Genomic DNA, 26,126 nt, shown 5'->3' on the forward strand with positions numbered 1-26,126 from the left:
CTTTCTCTTCGAAGTCTTTGTCGTGGGGCGGGCTGTGGCCCGGGAGTCAGAGGTCCAGGACGAGGCGGCCACGGGCGCGGGAGACGCAGATCAGCATGGTGTCGCCGGCGGCCCGCTCGTCATCGGTGAGGAGGGAGTCCCGGTGGTCGATCTCGCCCGCCAGGACGCCGGTCTCGCAGGAGCCGCAGATGCCCTCCTCGCAGGAGGACATGACCGGTGCGCCCGCCGCTTCCACGGCCCTGAGCACCGACTGTCCCGGCTGCACGGTGAGCGTCACTCCGGACGAGCGCAGCTCCACCTCGAACGGTTCGTCGCCCTCTCCGTCACCCGAGTGCTGTCCCGGCGCCGCGGCGAACCGCTCCACGTTGAGCGACCCCGCCGGCCACGCGGCGCAGTGGGCCTCGACCGCGTCGATCAGCCCGGCCGGACCGCAGCAGTACACCAGGGCGGAGGGGTCGGGTGCGCCGAGGTGACCGGCGAGGTCGAGCAGGCCGTACTCGTCCTGCGGCCGTACGGTCACGCGCCCGCCGTAGCCCTCCAGCTCGGGCAGGAACGCCATGGACGCGCGGGTCCGGCCGCCGTAGAGCAGCGACCAGTCGGCCCCGGACGCCTCGGCCTCGGTGACCATCGGCAGCAGGGGGGTGATGCCGATGCCGCCGGCGACGAACAGGTACCGCCTGGCCTGCCGCAGCGGGAAATTGTTGCGCGGGCCGCGTATCCGCAGCTTGCTTCCCTCACGGACGTTGTCGTGGATCCACTGCGATCCGCCGCGTCCGCCGGGCTCCCGCAGCACCGCGATGCGCCAGCGGTCGGTGACGGCCGTCGGGCCGCACAGCGAGTACTGGCGGACGGTGCCCGTGGGGAGGACCACGTCGATGTGCGCGCCGGGCCGCCAGCGCGGCAGAGCTGCACCGTCGCGCGGTGCGAGCATCAGGGACGTGACGCCGTCCGCCGCCGTCTGCCGGGAGACCACGGTGACTGTCCCGTCGTACTCGGTGTCGCGTGGCGCCGCGGCGGTCGTGGCCGACCCGAGCGGAAGTGCCTCCAGGGCGGCGGCTGACGGGCTCGTCATGTGGGTCATCTCCTCGGCACGGTCGGGTGTGCGCTGGCACGTTCGACGCTAGCCGCGGGGGAACACACAGGTCATCGCGCTAATGACCGTACCCGGACGGCGGAAGGTCATGACCCGACTACGTCATTCGTCGCGCTCGCCGGCCTTGCGGCCGTGCCGCGGGGCCTGGTCGATATGGATGTGCAGCGGGTGCTCCGTGCTCCAGAGGGTCTCGACCACGGCGTGCAGATACTCGGCGTCGATGCGCCACAGAGGGTCGCCGAACCGGTCGTCCCGCGTGACGCCGTCCGACGGGACGACATCGGCCAGCAGCCCCCGGTGACCGGCGGCCCGGTCCTCGGAGTCCGCCCCTCGCGCGAACTCCACGAAGAGGGACTCGTCGCGGAAGGGCACCCAGATGTGCGTGGCCGACGTCATGCCAGCACCCCCGTCGTCTCGGGGTAGAGCCGTACGTACGCCTCGCCCATGGTCCCGTGCGAAAGACCCAGGTTGGGGCCGGCGTTCCGCTTGAGCTGGACCCCGCGGCGCTTGGCGAGGTCGGTGTAGTAGTCCCACATGTGCTGCTGGGCGGCCAGGCACTCCATGGCCTTGCGCTTCCTGTCGAAGACGGCCGTGATGTCGAGCAGGACGTTCGGCTTGAAGTCGCACTGCTCGGGCTGGTGCGGTTCGAAGAAGAACACCGGGGGAGCGCCGAGCGGTTCACCGGGCGCGTCGTAGCCGATCGCCTGGGCGAGCACACGTGCCTGGAGCGCCATGCGGGCGGCGGCGGGGTGGTCACCGTTGTAGGGGTCGGTGAGGGTGTGCGTGAGGACGACCGCGGGGTTCACCTCCCGGTACACGCGCACGATGCGGTCCACCAACTCGGGCGACTCCAGCAGGGGGTAGTCCCCGGCGTCCAGGAACTCGATCTCCGCGCCCAGCGCGGCGGCGGCGTCGGTGGCCTCGGTGCGCCGCAGGTCCTTGATCTCGTCGAGGTTCAGGCCTTCCCGCCAGGCCTTGGCGGACTCGCCGCGTTCGCCGAAGCTCAGGCACAGCACCTTGGCACGCTGCCCGCGTTCGGCGGCCAGGGCGATGGCGCCGCCGGCCCGCCAGACGAAATCGCCGGCGTGCGCGCTGATCACCAGCAGGGCGCCGTCGGAGTGAGGGGAGGTGGTGGAGGGCATCTGGACTCCTTGGGATCGGACGGGATCGGCGCGGCTGCCGGGCGTCGGCGATTTCGTGGTGCCGACGGCGGGCCGCCGGGTCGCGTGCGCCGCTGACCTGCTCAAAAGCGGGTTCGGTATCGGCTCCGGCTGTGAAAGTGACGCCGAGCGCGAGGGGAGGTGCCGCACGAAGAGCGTCGCGCCGGCACGGGCGTTGATACGAAGAAGGCAGGTCGCGTCGGGGCAGCCCTGCCGCTGTCACCATAGCGTCAAAGTTATTGTTGACAATAGTGTCGACTTCAAGCAGCCTCCTGGCATCATTCCTGGAGGAGCCTGGAGGAGACATGTCCCACCGCCATGTCGTTGTCAGGACCATCGATCGACCGGCCCCGGATGTCGTCGCCCGGCTCGCAGAGGCCGGGGTGTCCACGGTCCACGAGGCCATCGGCCGCCGCGGTTTCGCGGGGACCGAACTGCGGCCCAACCAGCAGAACGTGCGGGTGGCGGGGCCGGCGGTGACGGTCAGCTCGCACCCGGGGGACAACCTGATGATCCACGCGGCCGTCGAGGTGTGCCACCCCGGGGACGTCCTCGTGGTGACCACCACATCCCCGTCCACGGACGGCATGTTCGGCGAACTGCTGGCGACGTCCCTGGCCGCGCGCGGTGTCATCGGCCTGGTCACGGCGGCCGGAGTCCGCGACACCGCCGAACTGCGGGAGATGGGCTTCCACGTCTGGTCCCGGGCCGTGTCCGCCCAGGGCACGGTGAAAGCGTCCCCGGGCTCGGTGAACGTGCCCGTCACGCTGGGCGGGGTGTCCGTCCGGCCCGGGGACGTCGTCGTCGCCGACGACGACGGGGTGGTCGTCGTGCCCCTCGAGAAGGCGGAGGAGGCGACCGAACTCGCGGAGAAGCGGATCGCGAAGGAAGCCGCCACCCGGGAGGTCCTGCGCTCCGGAACGCTGGGCGTCGACTACTACGGACTGCGCGCCAGGCTCTCCGAACTCGGCGTCACCTACCAGGACTGACCCTCGCCGATCCCGGCCGTGACACGGGAGCGGCATCTCAGGCTGCGAGCGCCGGCCGCTCGGAACGAGTCGGTGTTCCTCCCCCCCCCCCATGGACCCACGGCGGACGGTGACCAGCACGATGAGCACATCCAGCACTTCCAGCACTTCCAGCACTTCCACCGGAATCGACGTCACCGGTGCGATCCGGGACGCGCTGCTGCGCGGCGAGTACGCGCCCCGTCAGCGCCTGGTCGAGTCGGACCTCTGCGAACAGTTCGGCGTTCGCCGCGGCGGAGTGCGGGCTGCCTTCCAGCAGTTGGCGGCGGAGGGGCTGGTGGAGATCCAGCGCAACCGCGGCGCCCGCGTCCGGGAGATCACCTTCGCCGAGGCCGTCCAGATCACGGAGGCGCGCATGGTCTTGGAAGGGCTGATCGCCGCCCGCGCGGCGGAGAAGGTCAGCCCGGCGCAGGCGGAGGGGTTGCGCGCGATCGGCGCGGACATGGCGAAGGCGGTCGACGACGGCGAACTGGCGGCGTACAGCGACCTCAACGCCCGTCTGCACGGCTGCGTTCGCGACATCGCCGGCCACGAGACCGCCGACCGGCTCATCGAACAGCTGCGGGCCCAGGTGGTCCGGCACCGGTTCATGCTCTCGCGAGTGCCCGGCCGGGCCCGTGTGTCGCTGCCCCAGCACCAGCGCATCATCGAGGCGATCGCCGCCGGCGATCCGCAGGAGGCCGAAGCGGCCATGCGTGACCACATCGCCAGCGTGGTGGACGCGCTGCGGGCGCTGGAAGCGGACAGGATTCCAGGCGCCGGGACCGGCCCGCTGGAAGCAGCTGCCTCCAGCGGGCCGATCAGCCGGTGATCGGCGAAATCGGCCGGTGAGTACATGGTTGTGCGGCGGCCCTGATGCGGGCCGCCGCCCTGGGGTCGGCCATCAGCCGCCCGAAGAGCCGGCCTTCGTGACCGTGCTTCTGGCCCACGCGATTTCGAGCTTGCCCGTCGGCGTACGGGGCAGGGTGCCCGTCAGCACAATGGACCGTGGGACCTTGTAGCCGGCGAGGCTCCGTCGGACCCAGTCGCGCAGTTCCGCACCGCTGACGGTGGCGTGCGGTGCGACCGCCACGACGGCCGCCACCCGCTCACCCCACGTCTCGTCGGGGACCCCCACGACCACGCAGTCCGTCACCTCGGGGTGCGTCAGCAGCACGTTCTCCACTTCCTGCGGGTGCACCTTCTCCCCGCCGGTGTTGATCACGCCCGAGCCGCGTCCGAGGAACCTGATCGCACCGTCGGACTCGATCTGGGCGAGATCGCCGGGGATGGCGTACCGGATGCCGTCGATCGTGCGGAACGTCCGCGCGCTCTTCGCGGTGTCCTTGTAGTAGCCCAGTGGCATCGGCCCGCCGTAGGCGAGAATCCCCGTCTCACTGCTGCCGGGCTCGACGAAACGATCACCGTCACCGATCACCCTGGTCGCGGGCACCGGATAGAAGCGGGCCGGCAGCTCCTTCACCGACGAGGTGACCGCCAGGGCGAAGGGACCCCCCTCGCTGGAGGCGATGGCGTCGACGATCGTGGCGTCGGCGCGTTCGTGCAGCGCCTTCTTCAGCCGGTCGTCGAGTGCGGTGCCGGAGCTGAGGACCGTGCGCAGGGAACTCAGGTCGTACGGTGCGTCGGCGCCTTCGGCGCGCACCAGTTCGTCGACGAGCGGTCGGCAGACGGCGTTGCCCGCGACGAGCAGTGTGTCGACCCCGCGCTCGGCGAGCGTCTGCCAGACGTGGGCCGGATCCAGTCCGCCCTGTCGGGCCATGACCGCCCGGCCGCCCACCAGCAGGGTGCCCATGGTGTTGAACAGCCCGGTCGCGTGCATCAGAGGGACGACCGGCATGGTGTTCGGCGCTCTGCCGTCACGGTGGGCCGCGACCGCGATCGACGCGGCTTCGTCGAGCGTCTTCGGCAGTTCGGTGACGCCGGCCTGCCGGAGGATCGGGATGGAGTGGAGCAGGTCGCCGAGCTGCCACATCACGCCCTTGGGCTTGCCCGTGGTGCCGCCGGTGTACATGAAGAGCCGGTCGGTTCCGGGCCGGGGCCGGGCCGCACGGGGTGCGTAGGTCGCGAACAGCTCTTCCAACTCGGGCACCGCGGGTCCGGCGGGGCCTTCGGCGGGCAGGTCCCCCGCCCTCACGAGCAGCTTCAGTGTGCGGACATGTCCGGCGGCGTGCGTGACCCGGTCGGCCAGGGTGCCGCTGAAGACGAGTGCCGCCGCATCGGCGTCGGTGAGGAGTTCGGACAGTTCCTCGCCGGTGTAGCGGTAGTTGGCGTTCGCGGGGACGGCGCCGATCTTGAACGCGGCATAGACCGTCTCCAGATACGCGGCGCCGTTGTACAGGTAGCAGGCCACCGTGTCGCCCGCCCGCACTCCGGCATCCTCCAGCGCGGCGGCCAGCCGTGACGCGCGGTCGTCGAACTCCCGGTAGGTCAGTTCGCGACCGGGCTCGACGATGGCGACGGCATCGGGCAGGGCGCGGGAGACCGTTTCCCAGATTGTGCCGATGGACACGTCCAAAGCTCGGACCTCCTCGTCCTTGAGGGTTCGGGCACCCGGGCAGCGCGACCTCGGACCGACCGTGCGGTCGAGCCCGCCCCGTGGGCGGCCTCGCCGCAGCCCCTCGGGGGAGTGGTGGGATACGGCGAGGTGAAAGCCAGGCTAGGCAAGTACCGTCCGACGGGGAACGCGAGCAATGACTGATCCCGATCGGCGCTTCGGCAGACGTTGAACAGGTCAAATGACGTAGCACGGCGGTCGGTGCGCCGGGCTACGATGCTGCCGTCGCCGTGCCCCGCCCCCGCCCCCTCCCCCCGCCACCAGTTCCGTCCGCGAGTTCACGCGCCACGTCAGCCCGTGCGCCGTCGCGCAGCTGAGGAGACAGGCCATGTCCGGTTCACCGCTCGTCGAGTGGGGCGATGTCGCCACCGCGGCGACGGACGGCCTCGCCGTGGTGGACCGCGCCGGCCGCTTCGTCCAGCTGAACCCCGCGGCGGTCGTGCTGTGCGGCGAGCGTCGGGAGGCCGACCTGGTCGGTTCCCCCGCTCCGTTCGCTCTGACGAGAAAGCCCACGGCCTGCCCGGGGCTGCTGGAGGACGAGCCGGACGAGCAGGTGGCCTACTGGGTCACGAGCTCCGGGGAGCGGCGTGAGTTCGCCTATCGGGCCCGCGGCCTGCCGAGACACCCGAGTCTCCAGGTCGTCTCGTTCCGTGACGTCACCGACGAGGGACACCGATACCGCAGGGTCGCGGCCATCGCACGGACCTCCGTCGCCCTGGCCTCCGAGGGATCACTGGGTTCGACCCTGGACGCCGTCGCCCGGCAGATCGTCCAGACCGACGGACTGGCCGGAGTGCAGATCCTGACCCTGGACAGCACGGGCCGGGAACTGCGGCTGGTGGGCTCCGCCGGGCTGCGGCGCTCGGACACCTTCCTCGACCGCCTGTTGGAGTGCCGCGACCGGGGCGCCCGGCTGTGCATGCTGGACGCCTTGAGGGAACGCACACCGATCGTCGTTCCCCACCGGTGGGCCGAGATCCGCGAGGACCCGGCCTGGGAACCGCTGCACGACTACCTCGGCGAACTGACGTGGGACTCCTTCGTCAGCGTGCCGCTGACGGTGCGTGGCCGTGCCGAAGGCGTGCTGAACGCGTACTTCGCGCCGGGGCAGGAGGTGGGTACCCGGACACTGGAGTTTCTCGCCGCCATGGCGGAACAGGCCGCTCTGGCCGTCGACTACGCCACGCTGCTGCAGCGCGAGCGTGACGGAGCCCGCCGGGACGAACGCCAGCGCCTCGCCCGGGATCTGCACGACTCGATCGTCCAGCAGGTGTTCTCGATCGGTATGCAGGCCAACGCGGTCGGAGTGCTGGGGGCGCGTGGCACGCCGGTGCCCGCCGAGGCCGTTCAGCGTTTCGCGGACGAGATCGGAGCGCTGTCGCGGACCGTCCTCGCCGACCTGAGGGCGATGGTGCACGAGCTGCGCCCGTCCTCCACCGCGGACCTCGGGCTGGAGGAGACGGTGAACACGCTCGTCAGGAGCACCGAGAACCGGACCGGTCTGGACTTTCAGCTTCGGTTCGGCCGAGGGCTGGGCACGATCGATCCCGAACTCGCCGAGGACGCCTACCGGATCGTCGCGGAGGCCCTTCACAACGTGGTCAAACACGCGGAGGCCACTTTCGCCACCGTCCGGCTCGGCGTCCACGGCCACACACTGACCGCGAGCGTCTCCGACAACGGTCGCGGACTGCGGCCCTCGAACGGATGCCCGATTTCCCCCGAGGGCGACCGGAGCATCGGCGAAGGGGGAGGCGCGGAGGGCTACGGACTGACGACCATGCGGGAAAGGGCTGAACGATGGGGCGGCACCATGAGGATCAGATCGCGCGCGGAGAAGGGTACGACCGTGCGCGTGGTCATACCCCTGCCCGTCCAGGTGCCGGACTCGCCCCCCGAGGACTCCGACGGCCCCACGAACACCCCGCTGACGGTGCCGCTCTGAACAGCGGGCGACCCCGGCCGACCCGGGTGCTGATCGTGGACGACCACGCCGTCGTACGCCGTGGCATCCGTGCCTACCTGGAGGTCCTGGACGACATGGAGGTGGCGGAGGAAGCGGCCGACGGGCAGGAGGCGCTCGCCCGGCTGGACGCGATGGCGGCCCACGGCGAACTGCCGGACGTGGTGCTGATCGACCTGCTCATGCCCAGGATGGACGGTTCCACCGCGATCGGACTGATCAAGGAACGACACCCGGGGGTACGGGTCGTGGTGCTCACCAGCTTCGGCGAGATGGAGCGCGTCCACGCCGCCCTCGCCCAGGGGGCCGCCGGTTATCTGCTCAAGGACGCCGAGGCCGGCGAGGTGGTCTCCGCGATCCGCGCCGCCGCACGCGGAGAGGTCTTCCTCGACCCCGCGGTGGCCCGAGGACTCACCCAGGAGATCGTCTCGCCGCCGACCGGGCTCGTCTCGCTCACCAGCCGCGAGCGAGACGTCCTCGTCCTCGTCGCCGAGGGACGCTCCAACCAGCAGATCGCCGACGAACTGGTGATCAGCGAGCGCACGGCCCGTACCCACGTCAGCAACGTGCTGCGCAAACTCCGCCTCACGTCACGGACCCAGGCGGCCCTGTTCGCCGTACGGCAGGGACTGGTGCCGCCGCGCGGCTGAGTGCCGTGCGGCGCGCCCCCCGCTCCCACAGCGGGACCACCGAGATGCGTCTTCGACCGCGACACATGTCCCGGTCCCGCCGGGACACAGGACGGCGACGGAAACCGTCATCGGGCAGATCCTTCGGGGCCCTGAGCTTACCTACGCTCGAGGAATCGCCATACCGATCTCCCAGCTCAGGAGGACAGCATGCTCGACGGCCGAGTCGCCATCGTCACGGGTGCGGGCCGCGGCCTGGGGCGGTCCTACGCCCGCGCGCTGGCGGCAGCGGGTGCCGCTGTCGTCGTGAACGACCTCGACGCCGATGTGGCCGCGGAGACCGTCGAAGCGATCACCGGGGCGGGAGGCGCGGCCGTCGCTCATGTCGGCGCCGTCGGCGGCTCCGAGTTCGCCGACGCTCTGGTCGAGCGTGCCGTCGCCGAGTTCGGCCGCCTCGACGTGATGATCACCAACGCCGGCGCGTTGCGGGACCGGACACTGCGCAACGTCACCGACGAGGACTTCGACCTCGTCGTCACCAGTCATCTGCGCGGAACGTTCACCTGCGGCCGCGCCGCGGCGGCCCGCTTCCGTGTGCAGGGCGACGGCGGCCGGCTCATCCTCGTGGGCTCGCCCGCGGGACAGCGCGCCAGCTTCGGCCAGACCGCCTATTCGGCCGCCAAGGGCGCCATCGTCGCGATGACCCGTACCTGGGCTGTCGAACTCGCGAAGAACGACGTCACCGTCAATGCCGTCGTACCGACCGCCCTGACCCGTATGGTCGCGACTATGCCCCGTGTCGGTGACCTCGTGGCGAAGGTGGACGCGGGCGAGCCGATTCCCGAGGGAGCCCGCCGCCAAGGACTGGGTTCGCCGGACGATGTGGCTCCGCTGATCGTGTACCTGGCGTCGAAGGAGTCGGCCGGCGTGACCGGTCAGGCCATCGCCGCCGGAGGGGACCGCATCGCCTTGTGGACGCACCCCGCCGAGGTCGCGACACACCTCCGGCCGGGCGGCTGGACCGCCGAAGAGGTGAGCGAGCTCTTCGCCGACGCGTATGTGGACCAGCTGCAGGAGTTCAGGCCCACGCCGCTCGACCTCGAAGCCATCGGAAGCATCTGACCGTACGCCAGGACCGGGGCCCCACCGGAACCCTTCCGCGGGCCCATGCGGCCTCGGGACGTGCCGGGCGCACGGACCGCCCCGATCAGGGGGGCGCGGTCGACCATGGGCCGCGTGCGCGTACCACTACCAGGAGACACCACCGCCAGGAGAGCCGCATGTCCCAAGAAGTAGGCAGCAGATCAGAGAACCCGCCGAGCGCCACGGTGCGGACCGGACTGCTCATCGACGGCAAGACCGTCGAGACCGACAGCTACACGGCAGTCCGCGATCCCGCCGCCCCGGACCGGATCGTCGGGTACGCCGCGGCGGCGACCCAGGAGCAGACCCGCGCGGTGGTCGCCGCCGCCGACGCCGCCTTCCTCGGCCGGGCGGCCACGCCCGCCCGGCGGCGTGCGGAGATCATGGAAGAGGCACTCGGGCTGCTCGACGACAGCGCGGCCGACCGCGCGGCCCTGATGACCCGGGAGAACGGCAAGATCGCCTTCGAGAGCCAGGTGGAGATGGGGGTCTTCGTCGCGCGCACGCGGGCGGCCCTCGACCTCGTCGACACCTTGGACCGGGTGCGACACCTCGACGGCCCTCCGCTGCACAGCGAGTCTGCCGTACGCGCTGCTCGCCGGGAACACCGCCGTCGTCAAGCCCCCGCCCACCGTGCCGCTGGCGACGGTCGTCCCTGATCACCCCGATCGCGGTACCACGCGTTCCCGACCGGTTCAGCCGGATGACGTCCACCTGGTTGGGCGTCGGCTGGACCACGTAGAGGGTGCGGCCGGCGAGCGCCGGCCCGTCGCCGCCGGGCAGCGTCGTCGAACCCAGGTCGACCTGTCGGGCCACAGCGGTGCGGGGGTCGACACGCATCAGTGAACCACCGCCCGCGGCGGCGTTGGTGACGAGCAGGCCGCTGCCGTCGGGGGTGCGGGCGATGCCGTCGGCAGTGAAGCCGGACCGCATCCGGTCGCCGCCGAGTTCGACCGTCTCGGGCTCATCGGGACGGCCGCGCCGCCCGAGCGGCATCCGGTACCGCCGTGCGCCGAAGGACTCGGTGAACCAGGCGGCGTCCTCGGTGAGCACGACATCGTTGACGAAGCTCGCGTCCCCGCCGACCCTGTGGGAGGCGGGCAGTTCACCGGTGTGGGCGTTGACGACGCGCAGTTCGCCGCTGCTGCCACCCGCCGGGAACAGTCGGCCCCAGGCGTCCAGCTTCAGCCCGATCGTCTGGCGGCCCAGCCCCGAGTGGATCCCCCTGCCTTCACCGGTCGCGAGATCCACCCGGTGGTCCTTCACCCACTGCACGGGTGGCGTACCGAAGAAGACCCGCAGCGGCGGGTTCTCGGCATCCACGATCTGCCGCAGGGCGGGGCCGACGGCCTTGGCATCCCCGAGGCCGGACAGTTCCAGACCGGCCGCCGAGGCCTCGCGGGCGGGGTGCGGCGTGGAGGTGGCGGCGGAGGAGCCGGGCCAGCCGGTGGAGTAGGGGCCGGGCTCGACGATGGTGACCTTGATGTTCTGCCCGGCGACCTCGGCGGCCAGCGACTCCGACAGCGCCTCCACGGCCCACTTGGAGGCGGCGCAGGCGCTCAGGTTCGGGCCGGCGAGGACACCCTTGCCTGATCGCTTCGGCGGGCGTCGATTCCGGCCGTGCGTGGCCGGCGGTGTCAGCGGATTCGTACGGGCAGGCTGCTGAACCCGCGGGTGATGTTGTTGAGCGCACGGACCGGTTCCCCGGTCAGCTCGATCCGTTCGACGCGGGTGGCGAGGGCCTTGAAGACGGCGTGCGCTTCGAGCTTGGCGAGGCCCTGGCCCGCGCAGGCGTGGTTGCCGAAGCCGAAGCCGAGATGGTCCAGGGGGTTGCGTCGGATGTCGAAGCGGTCGGGGTCGGTGTAGTGCCGCTCGTCGCGGTTGGCGGAGCCGTAACTGTGCATCACCCGGGCGCCCGCCGGAATCACGACACCTTCGCCGAGGTCCACATCGCGGGTGGTGACGCGGGAGAACACCTGGATCGGGCTCTCCATGCGCACGATCTCGTTGAACGCCGCCGGAACGAGCGCGGGTTCACCGCGCAGCGCCTCCCACTGCTCGGGGTGGCGGGCGAAGAGCCAGACGCCGCTGGAGATCACGGAGACGGTGGTGTCGAACGCCGCGACGACGTACCCGGCGAGGAGTCCGGTCGCGCCCTCGACGGGGATCTCGCCCCGCTTGTGGGCCTCCAGGACGCTCCAGCCGAACCCACCCGGAACCAGGTCCTCCTTCGCGACGACCTCGCTGAGATACGCCATGAGTGCCTGCACCTTCGGCTCGGCGGCCGAGGTGCGGGCCCCCGCCGGACCACCGGAGTCGAACCATCCGGCCGCCATGTCCAGCAGTTCGTCGCGTCCCTCCTGCGGCCAGCCGATCAGGTCCATGATCACGTGGATGGGGAGGTCCTGGGCGAGGTCGGTGACGGCGTCGAAGTCGCCGCGCTCGACGAGGGCGGCGGCGAGTTCCTCGGCACGCCGGTCGATGTTCTCGGCCACCGACCGCAGCGCACGCGGCGACAGCCGTTCGGTGAACAGCTTGCGCTGCTGGGTCTGCGAGGGCGGGTCCTGATGGATCAGCGCACCGTCCCACGCGCCGTTGAAGTCGTCGTTGAGACCGATACCCCGTGCCGAGGAGAACGTCCGCCAGTCGCCGAGGGCGGCGCGCACCTGCTCGTACCGGCAGACGAACCACAGGTCGTGACGGGTGAGGTGGACAGCGGGCCCCAGGCCGCGCAGCGCCTTGTAGTGCGGATAGGGGTCGGCGAGAGCCTCGTCGGTGAACAGGTCGACGGCGGAGGCGGGATGTGCGGCCGTGGTCATCGTGATCTCCCTCGATCAGGTCGGCAGCGGTGCACGATGACCCCGATCGTCGATGCCCGGCGAGCGGCGGGGACAGGGCGGTTCTACGGGGTGGGTACCCGATTCGCGTACCACCGCCCCGGCTGTACGGTCCCGGTGTCACGGGTCGTTCGGAAGACGAGCTCCCTGACGCTGCCGGGCAAGCCAGACGGCCACCTGGGTCCGTGAGTTGACGCCGATCTTGTCGAAGAGCCGCTCCACGTGCCCGTCCACCGTGCGCGGGGACAGCACGAGCTCACCGGCGATGGCCTTGTTCGTCAGGCCCTGGGCGATCAGCCGGGCCACCTCGTGTTCCCGGCGGGTGAGTTCCCCTACGCCCGCCCGGTCGGGCGCAGCGGAGCGGGCCGGTGCACTCGGCAGGCGGAGCATGTCCATCGGGTGGGCGCGGCCCTGCTGGACCAGAGCGTCGAAGCGGGATCGCCCCAGGGCCGACTTCGCTCCGGCGCGACAGCGGTCCGCATGACGGGTGAGGGCCGGACCGAACGCCTCGATCCCGGTGCCCAGGGAATCCCACAGGGCAGCCGCGGCCCCCAGCAGGCGTGCGGCCTCGTCGTGGCGGGAGCGTGACTCGGCGATCCACGCGAGGAGTTCGATGTCCAGCACCATGCCCAGCTGGTTGCCGTTCGGGGTCAGGTCGAGTGCCTCCCGCGCCAGCTCGGCGACATCGGCGTCCTGGCCGTCCTGATCTCCCGTGACCCAGCGGTCGAACGCGCACGCCCACATCGCCTCCGACCGGGCCCAGGTCTCGCCCCGCTCCCGCGCGATACGGACCGCTTCGGCGCCGGCCGCCCGGGCCGAGGCACTGTCACCGCTGAGGGACAGGGCGATGGTGTGCTGGAACAGCCCCCACAGCACGGCGGCGACGTCCTGCCGGCGTCGCATGAGCGCGATGCCCTCCGCGTAGTGCCGGGCGGCCCGGGCGGGATCGCCGGCGAACAGGGCGGTACTGCCCGACAGCAGCAGCACATGGCCGCGGAGGTGGTCGTCGTCGTGCTTCTCGGCGATCCGGGCGCACTCCTCCAGCCAGCCCGCGGCGGCGTCGCGGTCACCTTGCAGCAACGCGGTCCAGACGGCGACCCACAGGGCCTGCCCGCGTTCCGGTGTGGGTTCGGGCGCGGCCGTCAGGGCCTGGTCGAGCCGTCGCCGGCCCGGCGCGAGCCGCTCGCCGACCGTCCACTCGTAGCGCAGCGCCGACACCAGGGCCAGCGCCGACCGGGACTCACCGGGCTCGGACAGCGACCAGTCGATGGCGGCCTCCAGGTTGTCCCGCTCCATGCGCAGGAGGGCGAGGTTCTCCGCCTGGCCGGGACCGCACCAGGTTTCACAGGAGCGGACGGTCAGGCGCAGGTAGTGGTCGCGGTGCCGCCGGCGGAGGTCGTGTTCGAGGCCGCTGTCGGCGAGGATGCCGCGACCGTACTGCCGGATGGTCTCCAGCATGCGGTAGCGCGCCCGCGGCAGGTCGGGGCGTACCGACAGCACCGACTTGGCCACGAGTCCGTCGACCAGGTCGAGGACGTCGGGTGCGTCGATGCCGATGCCCGGCCCGGCGCAGATGCCCTCGGCCGCCTCCAGGTCGAACTCGGCGGGGAAGACGGACAGTCCGGCCCACAGCAGCCGTTCCTGCTCCGAGCACAGGTCGTAGCTCCACTCCATCAGCGCCCGCAGCGTCTGCTGTCGTGACACGGCGGCCGGACTGCCCAGGGTGAGCAGGCGGAAGCGGTCGTCGAGCCGGTCGGCGACCTGCTCGACGGACAGGGACCGCAGCCGGGTGGCGGCCAGTTCGATGGCGAGCGGAAGGCCGTCGAGGCGGGCGCACAAGCGGGCCACGGCTTCGCGGTTGTCGTCGCGCACGCTGAAGTCCGGCCGGAAGGCGGTCACCCGGTCGACGAGCAGCGCGACGGATTCGTACCCGGCGAGCACCTCGGCCGCCGGGGATGCTTCTCCGAGGGGCACCGGCAGGGGATCCACCATGAGGACGTGTTCACTCGGGATGCCCAGAGGCTGGCGGCTGGTGGCCAGTACGCGCAGTCCCGGTGCGCGGCGCAGCAGGTGGTCGACGAGTCCCGCGCAGGCGGTGACGAGGTGTTCGCAGTTGTCCAGCACCACCAGCAGCCGGCGGTCCGCCAGATGGTCGGTCACCTGCTCCTTCGCCGACCGGTGGGACTGGTCCTTGATGTCCAGGGCCGCCGCCAGGACGTCGGCGAGCCTGTCGGGGTGGTCGACGGCCGTGAGGTCGGCGAACCACACCCCGTGCGAAAACGCCCTCCGGGCGAGTCCGGCGGCCCGCAGCGCGAGACGTGTCTTGCCCACGCCTCCGGGGCCGGTCAGTGTCAGCAGCCGGGACGCCTCCATCCGCTGCCTGACGTCGGCCAGTTCACGTCGGCGGCCCACGAAACTGCTCGCGATGACCGGCAGGTTGCCAGGGGGCCGCGCCGCCCTCTGTTCGTGCGTCTCGTCCATGACGAGAGTCACCTTGGCACCGCCCACCGGAATGAATCGAGAGGCCGGCAGCGGAATTCGCTGCCGTACGGCCCCACTCGCGACGAATGACGTAGGCCGGCATGAGACTCCTGCCGAGTGCGCCGGCGTCCCCCGGACAGGCCCGGCCGGCAGGGGCCGTCAATCGGGTAGCGCATCGGGTAATCCACCCCTCCGGCACGAGTGGCCCCCCTGCCACGGTCGCTGTGCACCGTCGCTGTGACGCGTCCGCACGAGCTCAGAGGGGCAATGATGCTCACGACAACCACCGCCGCCGTCCTGGAAGGGCCCGGCCGGCCCTTCACCCTCGAAGAGGTCGAGCTCGACGACCTCAGAGCGGACGAGGTGCTCGTCCGCATGGTCGCGGCCGGCCTGTGCCACACCGACCTCGGCGTGCAGGCCGGCCACATCCCCTTCCCCCTGCCCGGGGTGATCGGCCACGAGGGTGCCGGGGTCGTCGAGGCGGTCGGCCCGGCGGTCACCCGCGTCGCGCCCGGCGACTCGGTCGCCCTGTCCTTCACCTCCTGCGGGCGGTGCCGCCGGTGCCGCGGCGGGCACCCCGCCTACTGCGCGACCTGGCTGCCCGCCAACATCTTCAACAACGGCACCCGCCCCGACGGCACCCCCACCATCCGCCGCGACGGAACCGCTCTCGGCGGGCGCTTCTTCGGCCAGTCCTCGCTCAGCGCCAGGGCCGTCGTCGACGAACGCAGTGTCGTCAAGGTCGACAGCGACCTCCCCGCGCACCTGATCGCGCCGCTGGGCTGCGGCATCCAGACCGGTGCCGGGACCGTGCTGAACGTGCTTCGGCCGGAACCGGGCGGCACGCTGGCAGTGTTCGGCACGGGCGCCGTCGGCCTCGCCGCGATCGCCGCGGCGGCGCTGAGCCCGCTGTCCGCCGTGATCGCGGTCGACCTGGTCGACCACCGCCTCGACGTGGCACTCGAACTGGGCGCGACCCACCGGATCAACCCCGCGACCGAGGACGTCGCCAAGGCCCTGGACGGGATCACCGACGGCACCGGGCTCGACTACGCCGTCGACACCACCGCCGACATGCGCGTCCTGCGTACCGCGGTCGACGCCCTCGGCACCCTCGGTCGCGCCGCCGCCGTCGGCGCGACCGCACCCGGCACCGAACTCGCCCTCGACTACCAGGACATGCTCGTCGGACGCTCGGTCGTCGGTGTCACCGAGGGCGACGCGGACCCCGAGTCGCTGATCCCCCTGCTCACCGGACTCCACCGACAGGGCCGACTGCCCCTCGAGAAGATCGTCAGGACCTACCCGTTCAGCGAGATCAACCAAGCCGTCGCGGATGCCCGCGACGGCTCCACGATCAAGCCCGTCCTCCTGTTCGACGCCGACTGACGCCTCCCGAGCCCATCACAGCGCCGGGCCATCCCCGCGCACACGAGGAGTGACATGCCCCGCATCCTTCCCCCCGGTGTCAGCGACGAGGACTTCACCTCGGCCCTCACGGCGTTCCGGGACGTCGTCGGAGACGAGTTCGTCCGCACGGGAGAGGCCGAACTGGCCCGCTTCCGCGATCCGTACCCGGTGGGCGACGCCGACGCCCACCTCGCCTCGGCGGTGGTCTCCCCGCGGGACACCGATCAGGTGCAGGAGGTCGTCCGCGTCGCCAACCGCTACGGAGTCCCGCTCTCGGCCATCTCCACGGGCAGGAACAACGGCTACGGCGGCTCAGACCGCCCTGTGCCGGCGCCCTGTCCTCGCGGAGCTCGCCGCCGGCCACATCGTCGTCGCTCCCGACCTGCGCGCGGCCAGCCGTGGAGCAGGACGAGCAGGGGGCCGGAACCGGCTCGTACGTCATGCAGGCGGACCCGGCAGTACTCGGTGAAGGACGGCGCCGCGGCGGTCTGACGGCACGACGCTCGCGTACGACGCGCTGGTGCCCGCGAACAGCGAGGCCACCCTGCGCCTGCCCACGGTCTCCGCCGACTCCGTCCGCGAGGGGCGCACCCCGCTGGCCGATGTGGACGGTGCGGGGTTCCTCTGCTGAGAGGCCGGAGATCGCAGAGCTGCATTGAAACTTACTGAAGGTTAGCGCTACCCTGGAGTTAGTGCAGCTTGAAAATTCAAGTAAGAATCTATTTGTGCCTGCGTCGGCCCCCACATGATTCGGAGAACAGAGCACAATGACCACCATCAAGGCCCCCGGAGCCAGGACCCTGATGGCCGCATGCGCGGCCGTCGCCCTGTTCGGAGCCGCCGCGCCCACGGCTTCGGCCACTCCCTCGGTCGCCACCGGACAGGCCGCCTCCGGGGGTTACGGTGACAGCGCTCACCTCGGTTATCAGAAGGCCGTCGTCGCACGGGTCCTCAAGGGCGTGTTCGAAGAGGGCGACAGCGAGGTCGTCGACCGCTACGTACGCCCGGACTACATCCAGCACAATCCCCTCGCCCCGGACGGCACCGAGGCGCTGAAGAACCTCGGTACGGCCATCAGCCGACAGTTCCCCGACGCCGAGTACGACATCAAGCGGATCATCGCGGAGGGCAACCTCGTGGTGGCGCACTCCAACGTGATCCTCACCCCGGGCACGCGGGGCACGGCGGTCGTCGACATCTTCCGCTTCCAGGGCAAGAAGATCGCCGAGCACTGGGACGTCGGGCAGGAGGTGCCGGAGACCTCCGTCAACGGCAACGACATGTTCTCGACCCAGAGTCGGCCGCGGACCGAGAACCCGGGGCCGCGCTGGCGCACCGCGGCCAACAAGGCCCTGGTCACCAAGGCCTTCGATCAACTGCTGGTGAACAAGGATCTTTCCGCGCTCGACCGGTACTTCGGCCCGGAGTACCACCAGCACAACCCGAACGTCCCCAATGGCGTGGAAGGCGCGAAGGAAGGGCTCGGTGGATACTTCGGGGCCTTCCCGCAGCTGACGGTCTCCCCGAAGCGGGTGATCGCCGAGGGCGATCTGGTGGCTGTGCACAGCCACTACGTCAACGTGCCCGGCGACCGCGGCCAGGCCATCGTCGACCTCTTCCGCGTTCGGAACGGGAAGATCGTCGAGCACTGGGACGTGTCCCAGAACGTGCCGGAGACGTCGGCCAACGACAACACCATGTTCTGACCGGCCGCGGGGCTGTCCGCCCCGCCGCCCCGGTGCTGTGGCAGTCATCGCCCGGACGACGGCCCCGGCCCCCTCTGCGAACGGGGTGCCGGGGCCGCCGTCGTGGCCGGATCCTCAGCCACCGGTGTGCTCCACGGCCCACCCGATCACGACGTCGAGGGTCTCGGCGTTGTTCTTCTCGACCATCACCGCATGCCCGTTGCCGGTGATGCCCCGGTCCGCCAGGACGACGTGGTCGACCTTGCAGCCGGCCTTCCACAGGACCTGAGCGTGCGGGTGCCGGGTCAGGTGGTCGAGGATGATGCGGCCGAGGTCGCCCCGGCCGAGGTACAGGCTGTAGGGCACTGTCACGTTGTTGGGTGGGTAGGTGTCTGATGGTGCGTCGTGGTGTGGTGGAGCCCGGTTCCGGGCTGTGGTCAGGCCGTGGCGGCGGGACCGGCAACGCCGGTGATGTGCTCCCAGACGGCGAAGCGGACGGTCATCTCTGCGCGGTGGCGTTGTGCGGACGTCAGATGGCGGCGGGGTCGGAAGTGGGGCGTGATGCCGCTGAACGCGGAGAGGAACCGCTGCGCTCCGCCCACGGAGCGGAAGCCTTTCATCGCCCGTTCGCGTTGCCTGGTCGGCTGGTGGCTGTTCTCCGCCCGGTTGTTCAGGTACTTCGACTGGCGGTGCTCGACGCAGGGCATGACCTCGCGGCGGGCGGCGCCGTAGGAGCGGAGCTTGTCGGTGACGATCACCCGCGGCACCGCACCCGTGTTCTTCATCAGCCTGCGGAAAAATCTCCTGGCCGCGGCCTTGTCCCGGCGATCCTGCACGAGGATGTCCAGGACGTTGCCGTCCTGGCCGACGGCCCGCCACAGGTACTGCAATCGCCCGTTGATCTTGATGAAGACCTCGTCCAGGTGCCACCTGTCACCGGGCCGGGGCTGCCGGCGGCGCAGCGCATTGGCGTCGGTCTGCCCGAACTCGGCGCACCAGCGGCGGACCGTCTCGTAGGAGACGACGATCCCGCGCTCGAGCATCAGCTCCTCGACCTCGCGGAACGCCAGCGGGAAACGGAAGTACAGTCACACACAGTGGGAGATCACCTCGGCCGGGTACCGGTGCCCCTGGTACGACAGCGACGCACTCCCCACAAACGACCCCTCCCAGCCTGATCGACCCGAAGATCATCCCACCGGTCAGCCAACGTGACAGTGCCCGGAGGACGTCTTCGTCAGCCAGGCCGAAGACGGCGGAGTGAGCGCCAGTGGCTGAGATCCTTGCTGCGCTGCAGCCCGAGCCCATGATGCCGCAGGCCTGGGCCAAAGCGATTCGGTTGACGCCATACACCGGGAGGAGTGGTCCGGCCAGCTCGGCAGGGGCTCATCCTGAACTGTTTCGTGCGCAACTGAACTCTTCAGTGCCGTTCAACAGCCGCCCCGGTCCTTGGCCTGGTTGCCGGGCAGGAACTCCTGCATCTTGGCCTTGAAGCCCTGCTTGACCATGGACGCCCGGTCGGCGTCGCCCTTGAGGATCGAGGCGGCCGTGGCCTCCATCTGCTCCCAGGTGGCGTGCGGCGGGATCGGCGGCACGGCCGGGTCGGTGACGAACTCGACGACCGCCGGGCCGTCCGCCGCCAGGGCCGCGCGCCAGCCCGCCTCGACGTCCTCGGGCTTCTCCACCCGGATGCCGGTCAGCCCCAGCGAACGCGCGAAGGCGGCGTACTGCACGTCCGGCAGCTCCTGCGAGGGCAGGAACGACGGCTCGCCGCCCATCGCCCGCAGCTCCCACGTCACCTGGTTCAGGTCGTGGTTGTTCCAGACGCCCACCACCAGCCGCGGATCCTCCCAGCGGTCCTGGTACTTGGCCGCCGTGATCAGCTCGGCCATGCCGTTCATCTGCATCGCGCCGTCCCCGACCAGGGCGATCGCCGGACGGTCCGGGTGCGCGAACTTCGCGCCGATCGCGTACGGCACCCCGCAGCCCATCGTCGCCAGCGTGCCCGACAGCGAACCGCGCATGCCGTCCCGCATGGTGATGTGCCGGGCGTACCAGTTCGCCGTCGAACCGGAGTCCGAGGAGATGATCGCGTCCGCGGGCAGCAGCGCGTCGAGGGTGTGCGCCACCAGCTCCGGGTTGATGGGGTCGGCCGACAGCTCCGCCCGGCGCGCCGTCACCTCGCGCCAGCGCGCCACTGCCGCGCACACCTCGTCGTACCACTCCCGGCCGCGCTCCGGATCGATCAGGGGGATCAGCCGCTCCAGCGTCGCCTTCGCGTCCCCGACCAGGTTCACCTCGTACGGATAGCGCATCCCGACCATGTGCGGGTCGATGTCGATCTGCACGGCCCGCGCCTTGCCGAAGTCCGGCAGGAACTGCGAGTAGGGGAACGACGAGCCGATGGTCAGCAGCGTGTCGCAGTCGCGCATCAGCTCGTACGAGGGGCGGGTGCCCAGCAGGCCGATCGAGCCGGTGACGTACGGCAGTTCGTCGCTCAGGGCGTCCTTGCCGAGGAGCGCCTTGGCGACGCCCGCGCCGAGCAGTTCGGCGATCCGCGCGACCTCGGCGCGGGCCCCGGCGGCGCCCTGCCCGATGAGGACGGCGACCTTGTCCCCGGCGTTCAGGATCTCGGCGGCCCGCTCGACCGACTCCCTGGAGGGCACCGCCGTCCAGGAGCCGCGGTCCAGGCTGGAGGGGACCATCTTGAACTCGTGGGTCGGCGGTGAGTACTCCAGCTCCTGCACGTCACCGGGGACGATGACGGCGGTCGGCGCGCGACGGGCGTACGCCGTGCGGATCGCCCGGTCGAGAACGTTCGGCAGCTGCTCGGGCACGGTCACCGTCTCGACGAAGTCCGAGGCCACGTCCTTGAACAGGGTGTGCAGGTCCACCTCCTGCTGGTACGAGCCGCCCATCGCGCTGCGGTGCGTCTGGCCGACGATCGCGACCACGGGCACATGGTCCAGCTTGGCGTCGTACAATCCGTTGAGCAGGTGGATCGCGCCGGGGCCCGAGGTCGCCGCGCACACCCCGAGCCGGCCGGAGAACTTCGCGTAGCCGACGGCCTGGAACGCGGACATCTCCTCGTGCCGCGACTGGATGAAGCGGGGCCGGTCCTCGGCCCGTCCCCAGGCCGCGAGCAGCCCGTTGATGCCGTCGCCCGGATAGCCGAATACTTGTTCGACTCCCCATGCGCGCAGCCGTCGCAAGATGTGATCGGCGACCGTAGTGCTCATACTGGAACCTCCAGGGGTGTGATCTCCCGAGCGAGTCACCCTCGGGCGGAATGAAAAACCCCGAATGTGTTTGCCCGGCATGATCCGGGGCAAGCGCGTAACAGTGCTTCGGACAGGAGGCACGTCCGTGGAAGAGGCGATTTCCCTCCCGGGTGTGTCATGTCTTGTCACGCCCGCGCCCCCACGGTGATCGTCCAACCCAGAAGCACCATCCAGGGAGTTGCGACGCACCATGCGTACCCAGGCGAAGCACCACCCCCATGACGACGCCCCCGACACCGCGGAAGCCTTCCGCACCCTCGCCGCGCTTCCCCCCGGTCAGCAGCGTGACACTCTGCGCGACCAGATCATCGAAGCGTGGCTCCCCATGGCCGAACGCCTCGCGGGGCGGTTCCGCAGCCGCGGCGAGAGCTACGAGGACCTCCGGCAGGTCGCGTCGCTCGGCCTGGTCAAGGCCGTCGACCGCTACGACCCCGAACTCGGCAACGCCTTCGAGAGCTATGCGGTGCCCACCATCACCGGTGAGATCAAGCGGCACTTCCGGGACCACATGTGGACCCTGCACGTACCGCGCCGGGTCCAGGACCTGCGCAACCGTGTGCGGTTCGCCACCCAGGACCTGTCCCAGACGATCTCCGGTCGACGGCCCACCGTCGCCGAGATCGCCCAGCACGCGAACATGAGCGAGGAGGACGTCCAGGTGGGGCTCGAAGCCCTGGAGAGCTTCACGGCGCTGTCGCTGGACGCGGAGCTGCCGGGGAGCGAGGACGGCTACTCGCTCAGCGACGCGCTGGGGTCCGCCGATCCCGCCCTGGACACCGTGGTGGACCGGGAGGCCGTGAAGCCCCGGCTGGCGGCGCTGCCCGAGCGGGAGCGGGCCATCCTGTACATGCGGTTCTTCGGTGACATGACCCAGAGCAAGATCGCCGAGCAACTGGGGATCTCGCAGATGCATGTGTCCCGGCTGATCAGCCGGTGCTGCGACCGGCTCCGCGACCAGGTGATGCGGGACGTCTCCTAGCGGCCCGGGGGCCACGTCGGGTCGGGGCCCTGTCGGGTCGCCTCCCGGGCACGGGCTCCCGCGTGGGCGGCCGACCGGTTCGCGGTCGGCCGCCCACGCGGCGGAGCAGGGGCCCGGAGAGGGGGCCCGAACGGGTCGCGCGTCCGACTGAGCCGGATCCGGGACTCCGGCGTTCACGGGGCGGCCGTGGGGGCCGGCGGCGTGCCGGTTCCCCCGCCCGCGCGCCGTCCGGCCTCCGCGCCGGGGCACCTGCCCGTCGGCCCGGCGCGGAGCACACCGTCACCCACTCGGCGGCCCCGTGTCCCGCGAATGGTGCCCGGCCGCGCGCGCCCCGCCGGACGCGGCGCTCTGATGGACGAGGGGCACGGCGGTCGTGCCCCTCCCGCCGGAGCCGGCCGAAGGAGCCCCACCCATGCGCCGCAGAGCCCGTGTCCTGTCCACCACCGCCCTGATCGGTGCCGTCCTGGGCGCCGCCGCCCCGCCCTCCTACGCCGATCCGGCGGCCGAGGTGAATCCACACTCCGTGGCACCGGGCGACACGCTCACGTTCTCCGTCTCCTGCGACCCGACCGGCGGCCCCGCCCCGGAGACCATCGACGCCAGTTCCCAGGCCTTCGAACAGGGCACCGTCACGCTGCAGCGCCTCCCCGGCAACGACGACTCCGCGGGCGGCCCCTCCTACCAGGGCACCGCCAAGATCGCGCCGGCCGCTGACTTCGAGACCGGTGCCGACGCGGCGAACTCCGCCACAGAGTGGGGCGTCGACGGGATCTGCCCGGCGGCCCCGGGCGGTGAGGGCAAACAGTGGAGCGCCACCTTCGACGTCACGCCGGGCGGCGACGCGCAGCTCTACGACCTGGAGCGGTATCCCAGCCACCCGCCGACGCACCAGCCCACCAAGGACCCGACACATCAGCCGTCCCACCGGCCCGCACACCCCACCGGCCACCCCAGCGCTCCCGTCCAGCGGGGCGTCCACGCGGGCGGCGGCGGTGCCTTCACCGACTCCGTACCGGCCATGGCGGCGGGCGGTCTGCTCATCGTGGGGGCACTGGGCGCGGCCGTGCACCGGCTGCGGCGCCGCGACCGGGGGACGCCGCCCGTGTGACCGGCGCGACTCGTCCGGGCGCCCATGGGGCGCGTGAGCCTGGGTACTGACCAGCCGAGGGCGCGTAGGGCGCCGTTTCCGGCACGACGGCGACACGTGCGGCACGACGCACCACGACTGCGCGGAGGCATCCATGCGGGGCACGGATCCGGAGGGGCACGGCCCGGTCCGCTACGGCCCGCCCCTGCCCGCCCAGGGCCTGCCCGTTCTGCCCGAACTGGCCACCGTGCTCTCCGCCGCGGCGAGCGACCCCCGGGCCGTGCCGCCCGGCGGCGATGGCGCCCTTCTGGAGGCCGCCTGCGGCTACTGGGACCGCCGGGGACTGCCCACCACCCCGGCCAGGACCGCCGCCGCCCCCGGCGCGCCCGCCCTGCTCCTCGCGCTGACCGCCGCGATCGGCGGCGACGTCCTGCTCCCCCGCCCGTGCGCCGCCTGGTGGGAGCCGCAGGCGCGGGCGCTCGGCCGGTCCGTCTTCCCGGTGGCCACCCCCGCCGAATGCGGAGGCGTGCCGGACCCCTACGCGCTGCTGGAGACCGTGCGAAGGATCCGGGCCGAGGGCGGTGACCCACGGCTGCTCGTGCTGTGCGTCGCCGACGACCCGACCGCCACCGTGGCCCCGCCCGAACTGATGCACGAGGCCATGGAGGCGGCGGTGGGGGAGGGCCTGCACCTGGTCAGCGACGAGACCTGGCGCGACACCGTGCACGATCCGCACGACACCGTGCTCCTCAGCCCCGCCGAGATGCTGCCCGACCGGGTCACCGTCGTCACCGACCTCGCCGGGCCCTTCCTGCCGCCGGGCTGGCCCGCCGCGGTCGCCAGGTTCCCCGCGAACGGGGAGGGGACGGGGCTGCGCGACCGCGTTCTCGACGTGCTCACCGCGCTGGGCGCCCGGGTCGCCACCCCGGTCGCCGCGGCCGCCGCGTACGCCCTCGCCGAGCCCGCCCCCGTCACCGAGCGGCTCACCACCGCCGTACGCCTGCACGCGCGCCTCGCCACCGCCGCGCACCGGGCCGTCGTGGCCGCCGGGGCGCTCGCCCTGCCGCCGCGCGCCGGACGGCATCTGTACGCCGACCTCGCCCCCCTGCGCTCCTCGCTCGCCGCGCACGGCGTCGGTGACGCCCAGGAGGCGGAGGACTTCCTCGGCGTCCGGCTCGGGATGCCCGCGCCCGGCGGCCACCGGTTCGGGGACGACCTCGGGGAGCTGCGCGTCCGGCTGTCCACCGCCGCGTTCCTCGGCGGCAGCGACGCGGAGCGCGCGCGGGTCCTCGACGCCTCCGACCCCCTGGAACTACCGCACGTGGAACGTGCGTTGACAGTCTTCGGAGCGGCTCTGGAGAGCCTTCGATGACGAGGCCCCCCGGCCCGGAGGACCCTCGGCGACTCCAGCCGCACCGGCGGCCCCGCCGGTCTCGTCGACCCCGACGGGGCCGGCGGGCCCAGACCCTTCACCGGGCCGCAGTGACCTCCACCGCCCCTTGGCGACCAGCACGCCCCAGCAGCGACCAGCCCCCAGCACCCATCATCAGCGACCTTCTGCGACGTTCAGTGATCTTCAACGACGTTCAGTGATCTTCAGCGACGACGATTCTTCGTGACGACGCTCGGCGACGGGAGCCTCCTCGATGACGCAGCAGTCCGAGTCGACCACCTCTTCCACAACCTCTTCCACCACTTCTTCCACCACCTCTTCCGCCTCCACGACCACCGCCGAGGACACCGACGAGCCGGCGTCCGGGTCACGGTTCGAGCCGTCCATCGCCCGCCCCCTCGCGCCCCCGCCGCTCGCCGAGCCCCGCCCGCTCGGTGAGCGGCGGCGCTGGCCCCGTTCCTTCGCCGACCGGCTGACCACGCCCCTGCCCGGCCTGAAGGCCCTCGCCCGGTTCGCCCGCGAGGGTGCGGTCCGGCCCGGCCCCGAGGGACTCGTCGGCATCCCGCGACTGCCGTACGAGCCCGGCCCGCTGCCCCGGGTGGACGCGCGTACCGTCGCCGTCTCCTGGGCCGGGCACGCGAGTTGGGTGGTGCGGATCGGCGGGCTCACCGTCCTCACCGATCCCGTCTGGTCGCGCCGGATCCTCGGCACCCCGGCCCGGATCACCCCCGTCGGCCTCGACTGGGACGCGCTGCCCCGGGTGGACGCCGTCGTCATCAGCCACAACCACTACGACCACCTCGACGCCCCCACCCTGGCCCGACTCCCGCGCGACACACCGGTCTTCGTGCCCGCCGGGCTCGGCCGCTGGTTCCGGCGGCGCGGGTTCGGCCGGGTCACCGAGCTGGACTGGTGGGAGGCGGCCGAACTGCAGGGCGTCCGCCTCGACTTCGTACCGGCCCACCACTGGTCCAAGCGCACCCTCACCGACACCTGCCGCTCGCTGTGGGGCGGCTGGGTCCTCACGGCCCCGGACGGCAAGCGCCTCTACTTCGCCGGCGACACCGGCTACGGCCACTGGTTCTCTCTCATCGGCCGCCGCTACCCCGGTATCGACCTCGCCCTGCTGCCGATCGGCGCCTACGACCCCCGCTGGTGGCTCAGCGACGTCCACTGCGACCCGGAGGAGGCGGTCCGCGCCTTCCAGGACCTCGGCGCCCGGCGCATGGCCCCCATGCACTGGGCCACGTTCGTACTGTCCGCGGAACCGGTCCTGGAACCCCTGACGCGGGTGCGGGCGGCGTGGCGGGCGGCGGGCCTGCCGCGGGAGAACCTCTGGGACCTGCCGATCGGAGCCTCCCGGGTCCTCGACTGACCCGGCCGGGGCATCCCCGTGCTCCCGG

21 protein-coding genes and 2 pseudogenes are annotated in these 26,126 nt (G+C 71.6%); 13 read left to right on the forward strand and 10 right to left on the reverse strand.

Going from position 1 to position 26,126, the window contains the following annotated elements; translation table 11 throughout:
• Positions 1 to 46: 46 nt before the first annotated feature.
• From ACZ6BB_RS02950 to ACZ6BB_RS02960, 3 genes are all read right to left on the reverse strand, one after another.
• On the reverse strand, positions 47 to 1,072 hold the full coding sequence (locus ACZ6BB_RS02950) for a PDR/VanB family oxidoreductase (RefSeq protein WP_471613552.1): 1,026 nt from the start codon (positions 1,070 to 1,072) through the stop codon (positions 47 to 49).
• 123 nt (positions 1,073 to 1,195) lie between these two features.
• Positions 1,196 to 1,489 (reverse strand): hypothetical protein, encoded by a 294-nt coding sequence (locus ACZ6BB_RS02955; RefSeq protein WP_471613553.1) that lies wholly within the window; start codon positions 1,487 to 1,489, stop codon positions 1,196 to 1,198.
• A complete protein-coding gene (locus tag ACZ6BB_RS02960; RefSeq protein WP_471613554.1) occupies positions 1,486 to 2,235 on the reverse strand; it encodes a PIG-L deacetylase family protein in 750 nt (249 codons plus the stop codon). The genes ACZ6BB_RS02955 and ACZ6BB_RS02960 overlap by 4 nt, the downstream gene beginning before the upstream one ends.
• Before the next feature lie 323 nt (positions 2,236 to 2,558).
• Here ACZ6BB_RS02960 and ACZ6BB_RS02965 point away from each other — a divergent pair, with 323 nt between their 5' ends.
• Both ACZ6BB_RS02965 and ACZ6BB_RS02970 read left to right on the forward strand, forming a co-directional pair.
• Entirely contained in the window at positions 2,559 to 3,242 is a 684-nt protein-coding gene (locus ACZ6BB_RS02965; RefSeq protein ID WP_471613555.1) for a 4-carboxy-4-hydroxy-2-oxoadipate aldolase/oxaloacetate decarboxylase, read from the forward strand.
• 121 nt (positions 3,243 to 3,363) lie between these two features.
• Positions 3,364 to 4,092, forward strand: coding sequence for a GntR family transcriptional regulator (locus ACZ6BB_RS02970; RefSeq protein WP_471613556.1), 729 nt, complete (start codon positions 3,364 to 3,366; stop codon positions 4,090 to 4,092).
• 72 nt (positions 4,093 to 4,164) lie between these two features.
• On the opposite strand, the gene ACZ6BB_RS02975 is transcribed toward ACZ6BB_RS02970, so the two are convergent.
• Entirely contained in the window at positions 4,165 to 5,790 is a 1,626-nt protein-coding gene (locus ACZ6BB_RS02975) for an AMP-binding protein (protein ID WP_471613557.1), read from the reverse strand.
• Between the two features lie 373 nt (positions 5,791 to 6,163).
• Between ACZ6BB_RS02975 and ACZ6BB_RS02980 the strand changes: the two genes are divergently transcribed.
• The 4 genes from ACZ6BB_RS02980 to ACZ6BB_RS02995 all read left to right on the forward strand — a co-directional run bounded on the left by ACZ6BB_RS02980 (position 6,164) and on the right by ACZ6BB_RS02995 (position 10,229).
• Positions 6,164 to 7,780 carry a GAF domain-containing sensor histidine kinase gene (locus tag ACZ6BB_RS02980; RefSeq protein WP_471613558.1) on the forward strand — a complete coding sequence of 539 codons (1,617 nt, stop codon included), beginning with the start codon at positions 6,164 to 6,166 and terminating at the stop codon, positions 7,778 to 7,780.
• Between the two features lie 26 nt (positions 7,781 to 7,806).
• Entirely contained in the window at positions 7,807 to 8,448 is a 642-nt protein-coding gene (locus ACZ6BB_RS02985; RefSeq protein ID WP_471613559.1) for a response regulator, read from the forward strand.
• Positions 8,449 to 8,637: 189 nt separating this feature from the next.
• On the forward strand, positions 8,638 to 9,549 hold the full coding sequence (locus ACZ6BB_RS02990; protein ID WP_471613560.1) for an SDR family NAD(P)-dependent oxidoreductase: 912 nt from the start codon (positions 8,638 to 8,640) through the stop codon (positions 9,547 to 9,549).
• 158 nt (positions 9,550 to 9,707) lie between these two features.
• On the forward strand, positions 9,708 to 10,229 hold the full coding sequence (locus ACZ6BB_RS02995; RefSeq protein WP_471613561.1) for an aldehyde dehydrogenase family protein: 522 nt from the start codon (positions 9,708 to 9,710) through the stop codon (positions 10,227 to 10,229).
• Positions 10,230 to 10,926: 697 nt separating this feature from the next.
• Here the strand turns inward: ACZ6BB_RS02995 and ACZ6BB_RS03000 are convergent.
• From ACZ6BB_RS03000 to ACZ6BB_RS03010, 3 genes and pseudogenes are all read right to left on the reverse strand, one after another.
• A pseudogene (locus ACZ6BB_RS03000) lies at positions 10,927 to 11,211 on the reverse strand (SDR family NAD(P)-dependent oxidoreductase); the annotation flags it as partial.
• On the reverse strand, positions 11,208 to 12,389 hold the full coding sequence (locus ACZ6BB_RS03005; RefSeq protein WP_471613562.1) for a cytochrome P450: 1,182 nt from the start codon (positions 12,387 to 12,389) through the stop codon (positions 11,208 to 11,210). The gene ACZ6BB_RS03005 and the pseudogene ACZ6BB_RS03000, both read right to left, overlap by 4 nt.
• 138 nt (positions 12,390 to 12,527) lie before the next feature.
• Entirely contained in the window at positions 12,528 to 14,888 is a 2,361-nt protein-coding gene (locus ACZ6BB_RS03010) for an ATP-binding protein (RefSeq protein ID WP_471613563.1), read from the reverse strand.
• A gap of 270 nt (positions 14,889 to 15,158) precedes the next feature.
• On the opposite strand from ACZ6BB_RS03010, the gene ACZ6BB_RS03015 reads away from it, so the two are divergent.
• From ACZ6BB_RS03015 to ACZ6BB_RS03025, 3 genes are all read left to right on the forward strand, one after another.
• Positions 15,159 to 16,277, forward strand: a complete 1,119-nt coding sequence (locus ACZ6BB_RS03015; protein ID WP_471614107.1) for an NAD(P)-dependent alcohol dehydrogenase — start codon at positions 15,159 to 15,161, stop codon at positions 16,275 to 16,277.
• Between the two features lie 54 nt (positions 16,278 to 16,331).
• A complete protein-coding gene (locus ACZ6BB_RS03020) occupies positions 16,332 to 16,790 on the forward strand; it encodes an FAD-binding protein (RefSeq protein ID WP_471613564.1) in 459 nt (152 codons plus the stop codon).
• A 275-nt stretch (positions 16,791 to 17,065) separates the two neighbouring features.
• Positions 17,066 to 18,004, forward strand: a complete 939-nt coding sequence (locus tag ACZ6BB_RS03025; protein WP_471613565.1) for a nuclear transport factor 2 family protein — start codon at positions 17,066 to 17,068, stop codon at positions 18,002 to 18,004.
• A 114-nt stretch (positions 18,005 to 18,118) separates the two neighbouring features.
• Here ACZ6BB_RS03025 and ACZ6BB_RS03030 read toward each other — a convergent pair whose 3' ends face one another.
• The 3 genes and pseudogenes from ACZ6BB_RS03030 to ACZ6BB_RS03040 form a co-directional block, all read right to left on the reverse strand.
• Complete coding sequence (locus tag ACZ6BB_RS03030; protein WP_471613566.1) at positions 18,119 to 18,355, reverse strand: hypothetical protein; 237 nt, start codon at positions 18,353 to 18,355, stop codon at positions 18,119 to 18,121.
• Between the two features lie 65 nt (positions 18,356 to 18,420).
• Positions 18,421 to 19,140: pseudogene (locus tag ACZ6BB_RS03035) on the reverse strand (IS6 family transposase).
• A gap of 273 nt (positions 19,141 to 19,413) precedes the next feature.
• Positions 19,414 to 21,222, reverse strand: coding sequence for a thiamine pyrophosphate-requiring protein (locus ACZ6BB_RS03040; protein WP_471613567.1), 1,809 nt, complete (start codon positions 21,220 to 21,222; stop codon positions 19,414 to 19,416).
• A gap of 232 nt (positions 21,223 to 21,454) precedes the next feature.
• Between ACZ6BB_RS03040 and ACZ6BB_RS03045 the strand changes: the two genes are divergently transcribed.
• From ACZ6BB_RS03045 to ACZ6BB_RS03060, 4 genes are all read left to right on the forward strand, one after another.
• Positions 21,455 to 22,243 (forward strand): RNA polymerase sigma factor SigF, encoded by a 789-nt coding sequence (locus ACZ6BB_RS03045; RefSeq protein ID WP_471613568.1) that lies wholly within the window; start codon positions 21,455 to 21,457, stop codon positions 22,241 to 22,243.
• 412 nt (positions 22,244 to 22,655) lie between these two features.
• On the forward strand, positions 22,656 to 23,351 hold the full coding sequence (locus ACZ6BB_RS03050; protein ID WP_471613569.1) for a hypothetical protein: 696 nt from the start codon (positions 22,656 to 22,658) through the stop codon (positions 23,349 to 23,351).
• 133 nt (positions 23,352 to 23,484) lie between these two features.
• On the forward strand, positions 23,485 to 24,702 hold the full coding sequence (locus ACZ6BB_RS03055) for an aminotransferase class I/II-fold pyridoxal phosphate-dependent enzyme (protein WP_471613570.1): 1,218 nt from the start codon (positions 23,485 to 23,487) through the stop codon (positions 24,700 to 24,702).
• Between the two features lie 274 nt (positions 24,703 to 24,976).
• Complete coding sequence (locus ACZ6BB_RS03060; RefSeq protein WP_471613571.1) at positions 24,977 to 26,098, forward strand: MBL fold metallo-hydrolase; 1,122 nt, start codon at positions 24,977 to 24,979, stop codon at positions 26,096 to 26,098.
• The last annotated feature ends 28 nt before the right edge of the window (positions 26,099 to 26,126 follow it).

Source organism: Streptomyces sp. NPDC041108 (genome assembly GCF_055592645.1).

Coding starts and splice junctions, on each gene's coding strand:
- ACZ6BB_RS02970 (WP_471613556.1), top strand. CDS start 3,364: ATGAGCACATCCAGCACTTCCAGCACTTCCAGCACTTCCACCGGAATC.
- ACZ6BB_RS03050 (WP_471613569.1), top strand. CDS start 22,656: ATGCGCCGCAGAGCCCGTGTCCTGTCCACCACCGCCCTGATCGGTGCC.
- ACZ6BB_RS03045 (WP_471613568.1), top strand. CDS start 21,455: ATGCGTACCCAGGCGAAGCACCACCCCCATGACGACGCCCCCGACACC.
- ACZ6BB_RS02990 (WP_471613560.1), top strand. CDS start 8,638: ATGCTCGACGGCCGAGTCGCCATCGTCACGGGTGCGGGCCGCGGCCTG.
- ACZ6BB_RS03015 (WP_471614107.1), top strand. CDS start 15,159: ATGCTCACGACAACCACCGCCGCCGTCCTGGAAGGGCCCGGCCGGCCC.
- ACZ6BB_RS03040 (WP_471613567.1), bottom strand. CDS start 21,222: ATGAGCACTACGGTCGCCGATCACATCTTGCGACGGCTGCGCGCATGG.
- ACZ6BB_RS02965 (WP_471613555.1), top strand. CDS start 2,559: ATGTCCCACCGCCATGTCGTTGTCAGGACCATCGATCGACCGGCCCCG.
- ACZ6BB_RS02950 (WP_471613552.1), bottom strand. CDS start 1,072: ATGACGAGCCCGTCAGCCGCCGCCCTGGAGGCACTTCCGCTCGGGTCG.
- ACZ6BB_RS03020 (WP_471613564.1), top strand. CDS start 16,332: ATGCCCCGCATCCTTCCCCCCGGTGTCAGCGACGAGGACTTCACCTCG.
- ACZ6BB_RS02955 (WP_471613553.1), bottom strand. CDS start 1,489: ATGACGTCGGCCACGCACATCTGGGTGCCCTTCCGCGACGAGTCCCTC.
- ACZ6BB_RS03055 (WP_471613570.1), top strand. CDS start 23,485: ATGCGGGGCACGGATCCGGAGGGGCACGGCCCGGTCCGCTACGGCCCG.
- ACZ6BB_RS02995 (WP_471613561.1), top strand. CDS start 9,708: ATGTCCCAAGAAGTAGGCAGCAGATCAGAGAACCCGCCGAGCGCCACG.
- ACZ6BB_RS03060 (WP_471613571.1), top strand. CDS start 24,977: ATGACGCAGCAGTCCGAGTCGACCACCTCTTCCACAACCTCTTCCACC.
- ACZ6BB_RS02980 (WP_471613558.1), top strand. CDS start 6,164: ATGTCCGGTTCACCGCTCGTCGAGTGGGGCGATGTCGCCACCGCGGCG.
- ACZ6BB_RS03010 (WP_471613563.1), bottom strand. CDS start 14,888: ATGGACGAGACGCACGAACAGAGGGCGGCGCGGCCCCCTGGCAACCTG.
- ACZ6BB_RS03025 (WP_471613565.1), top strand. CDS start 17,066: ATGACCACCATCAAGGCCCCCGGAGCCAGGACCCTGATGGCCGCATGC.
- ACZ6BB_RS02960 (WP_471613554.1), bottom strand. CDS start 2,235: ATGCCCTCCACCACCTCCCCTCACTCCGACGGCGCCCTGCTGGTGATC.
- ACZ6BB_RS03005 (WP_471613562.1), bottom strand. CDS start 12,389: ATGACCACGGCCGCACATCCCGCCTCCGCCGTCGACCTGTTCACCGAC.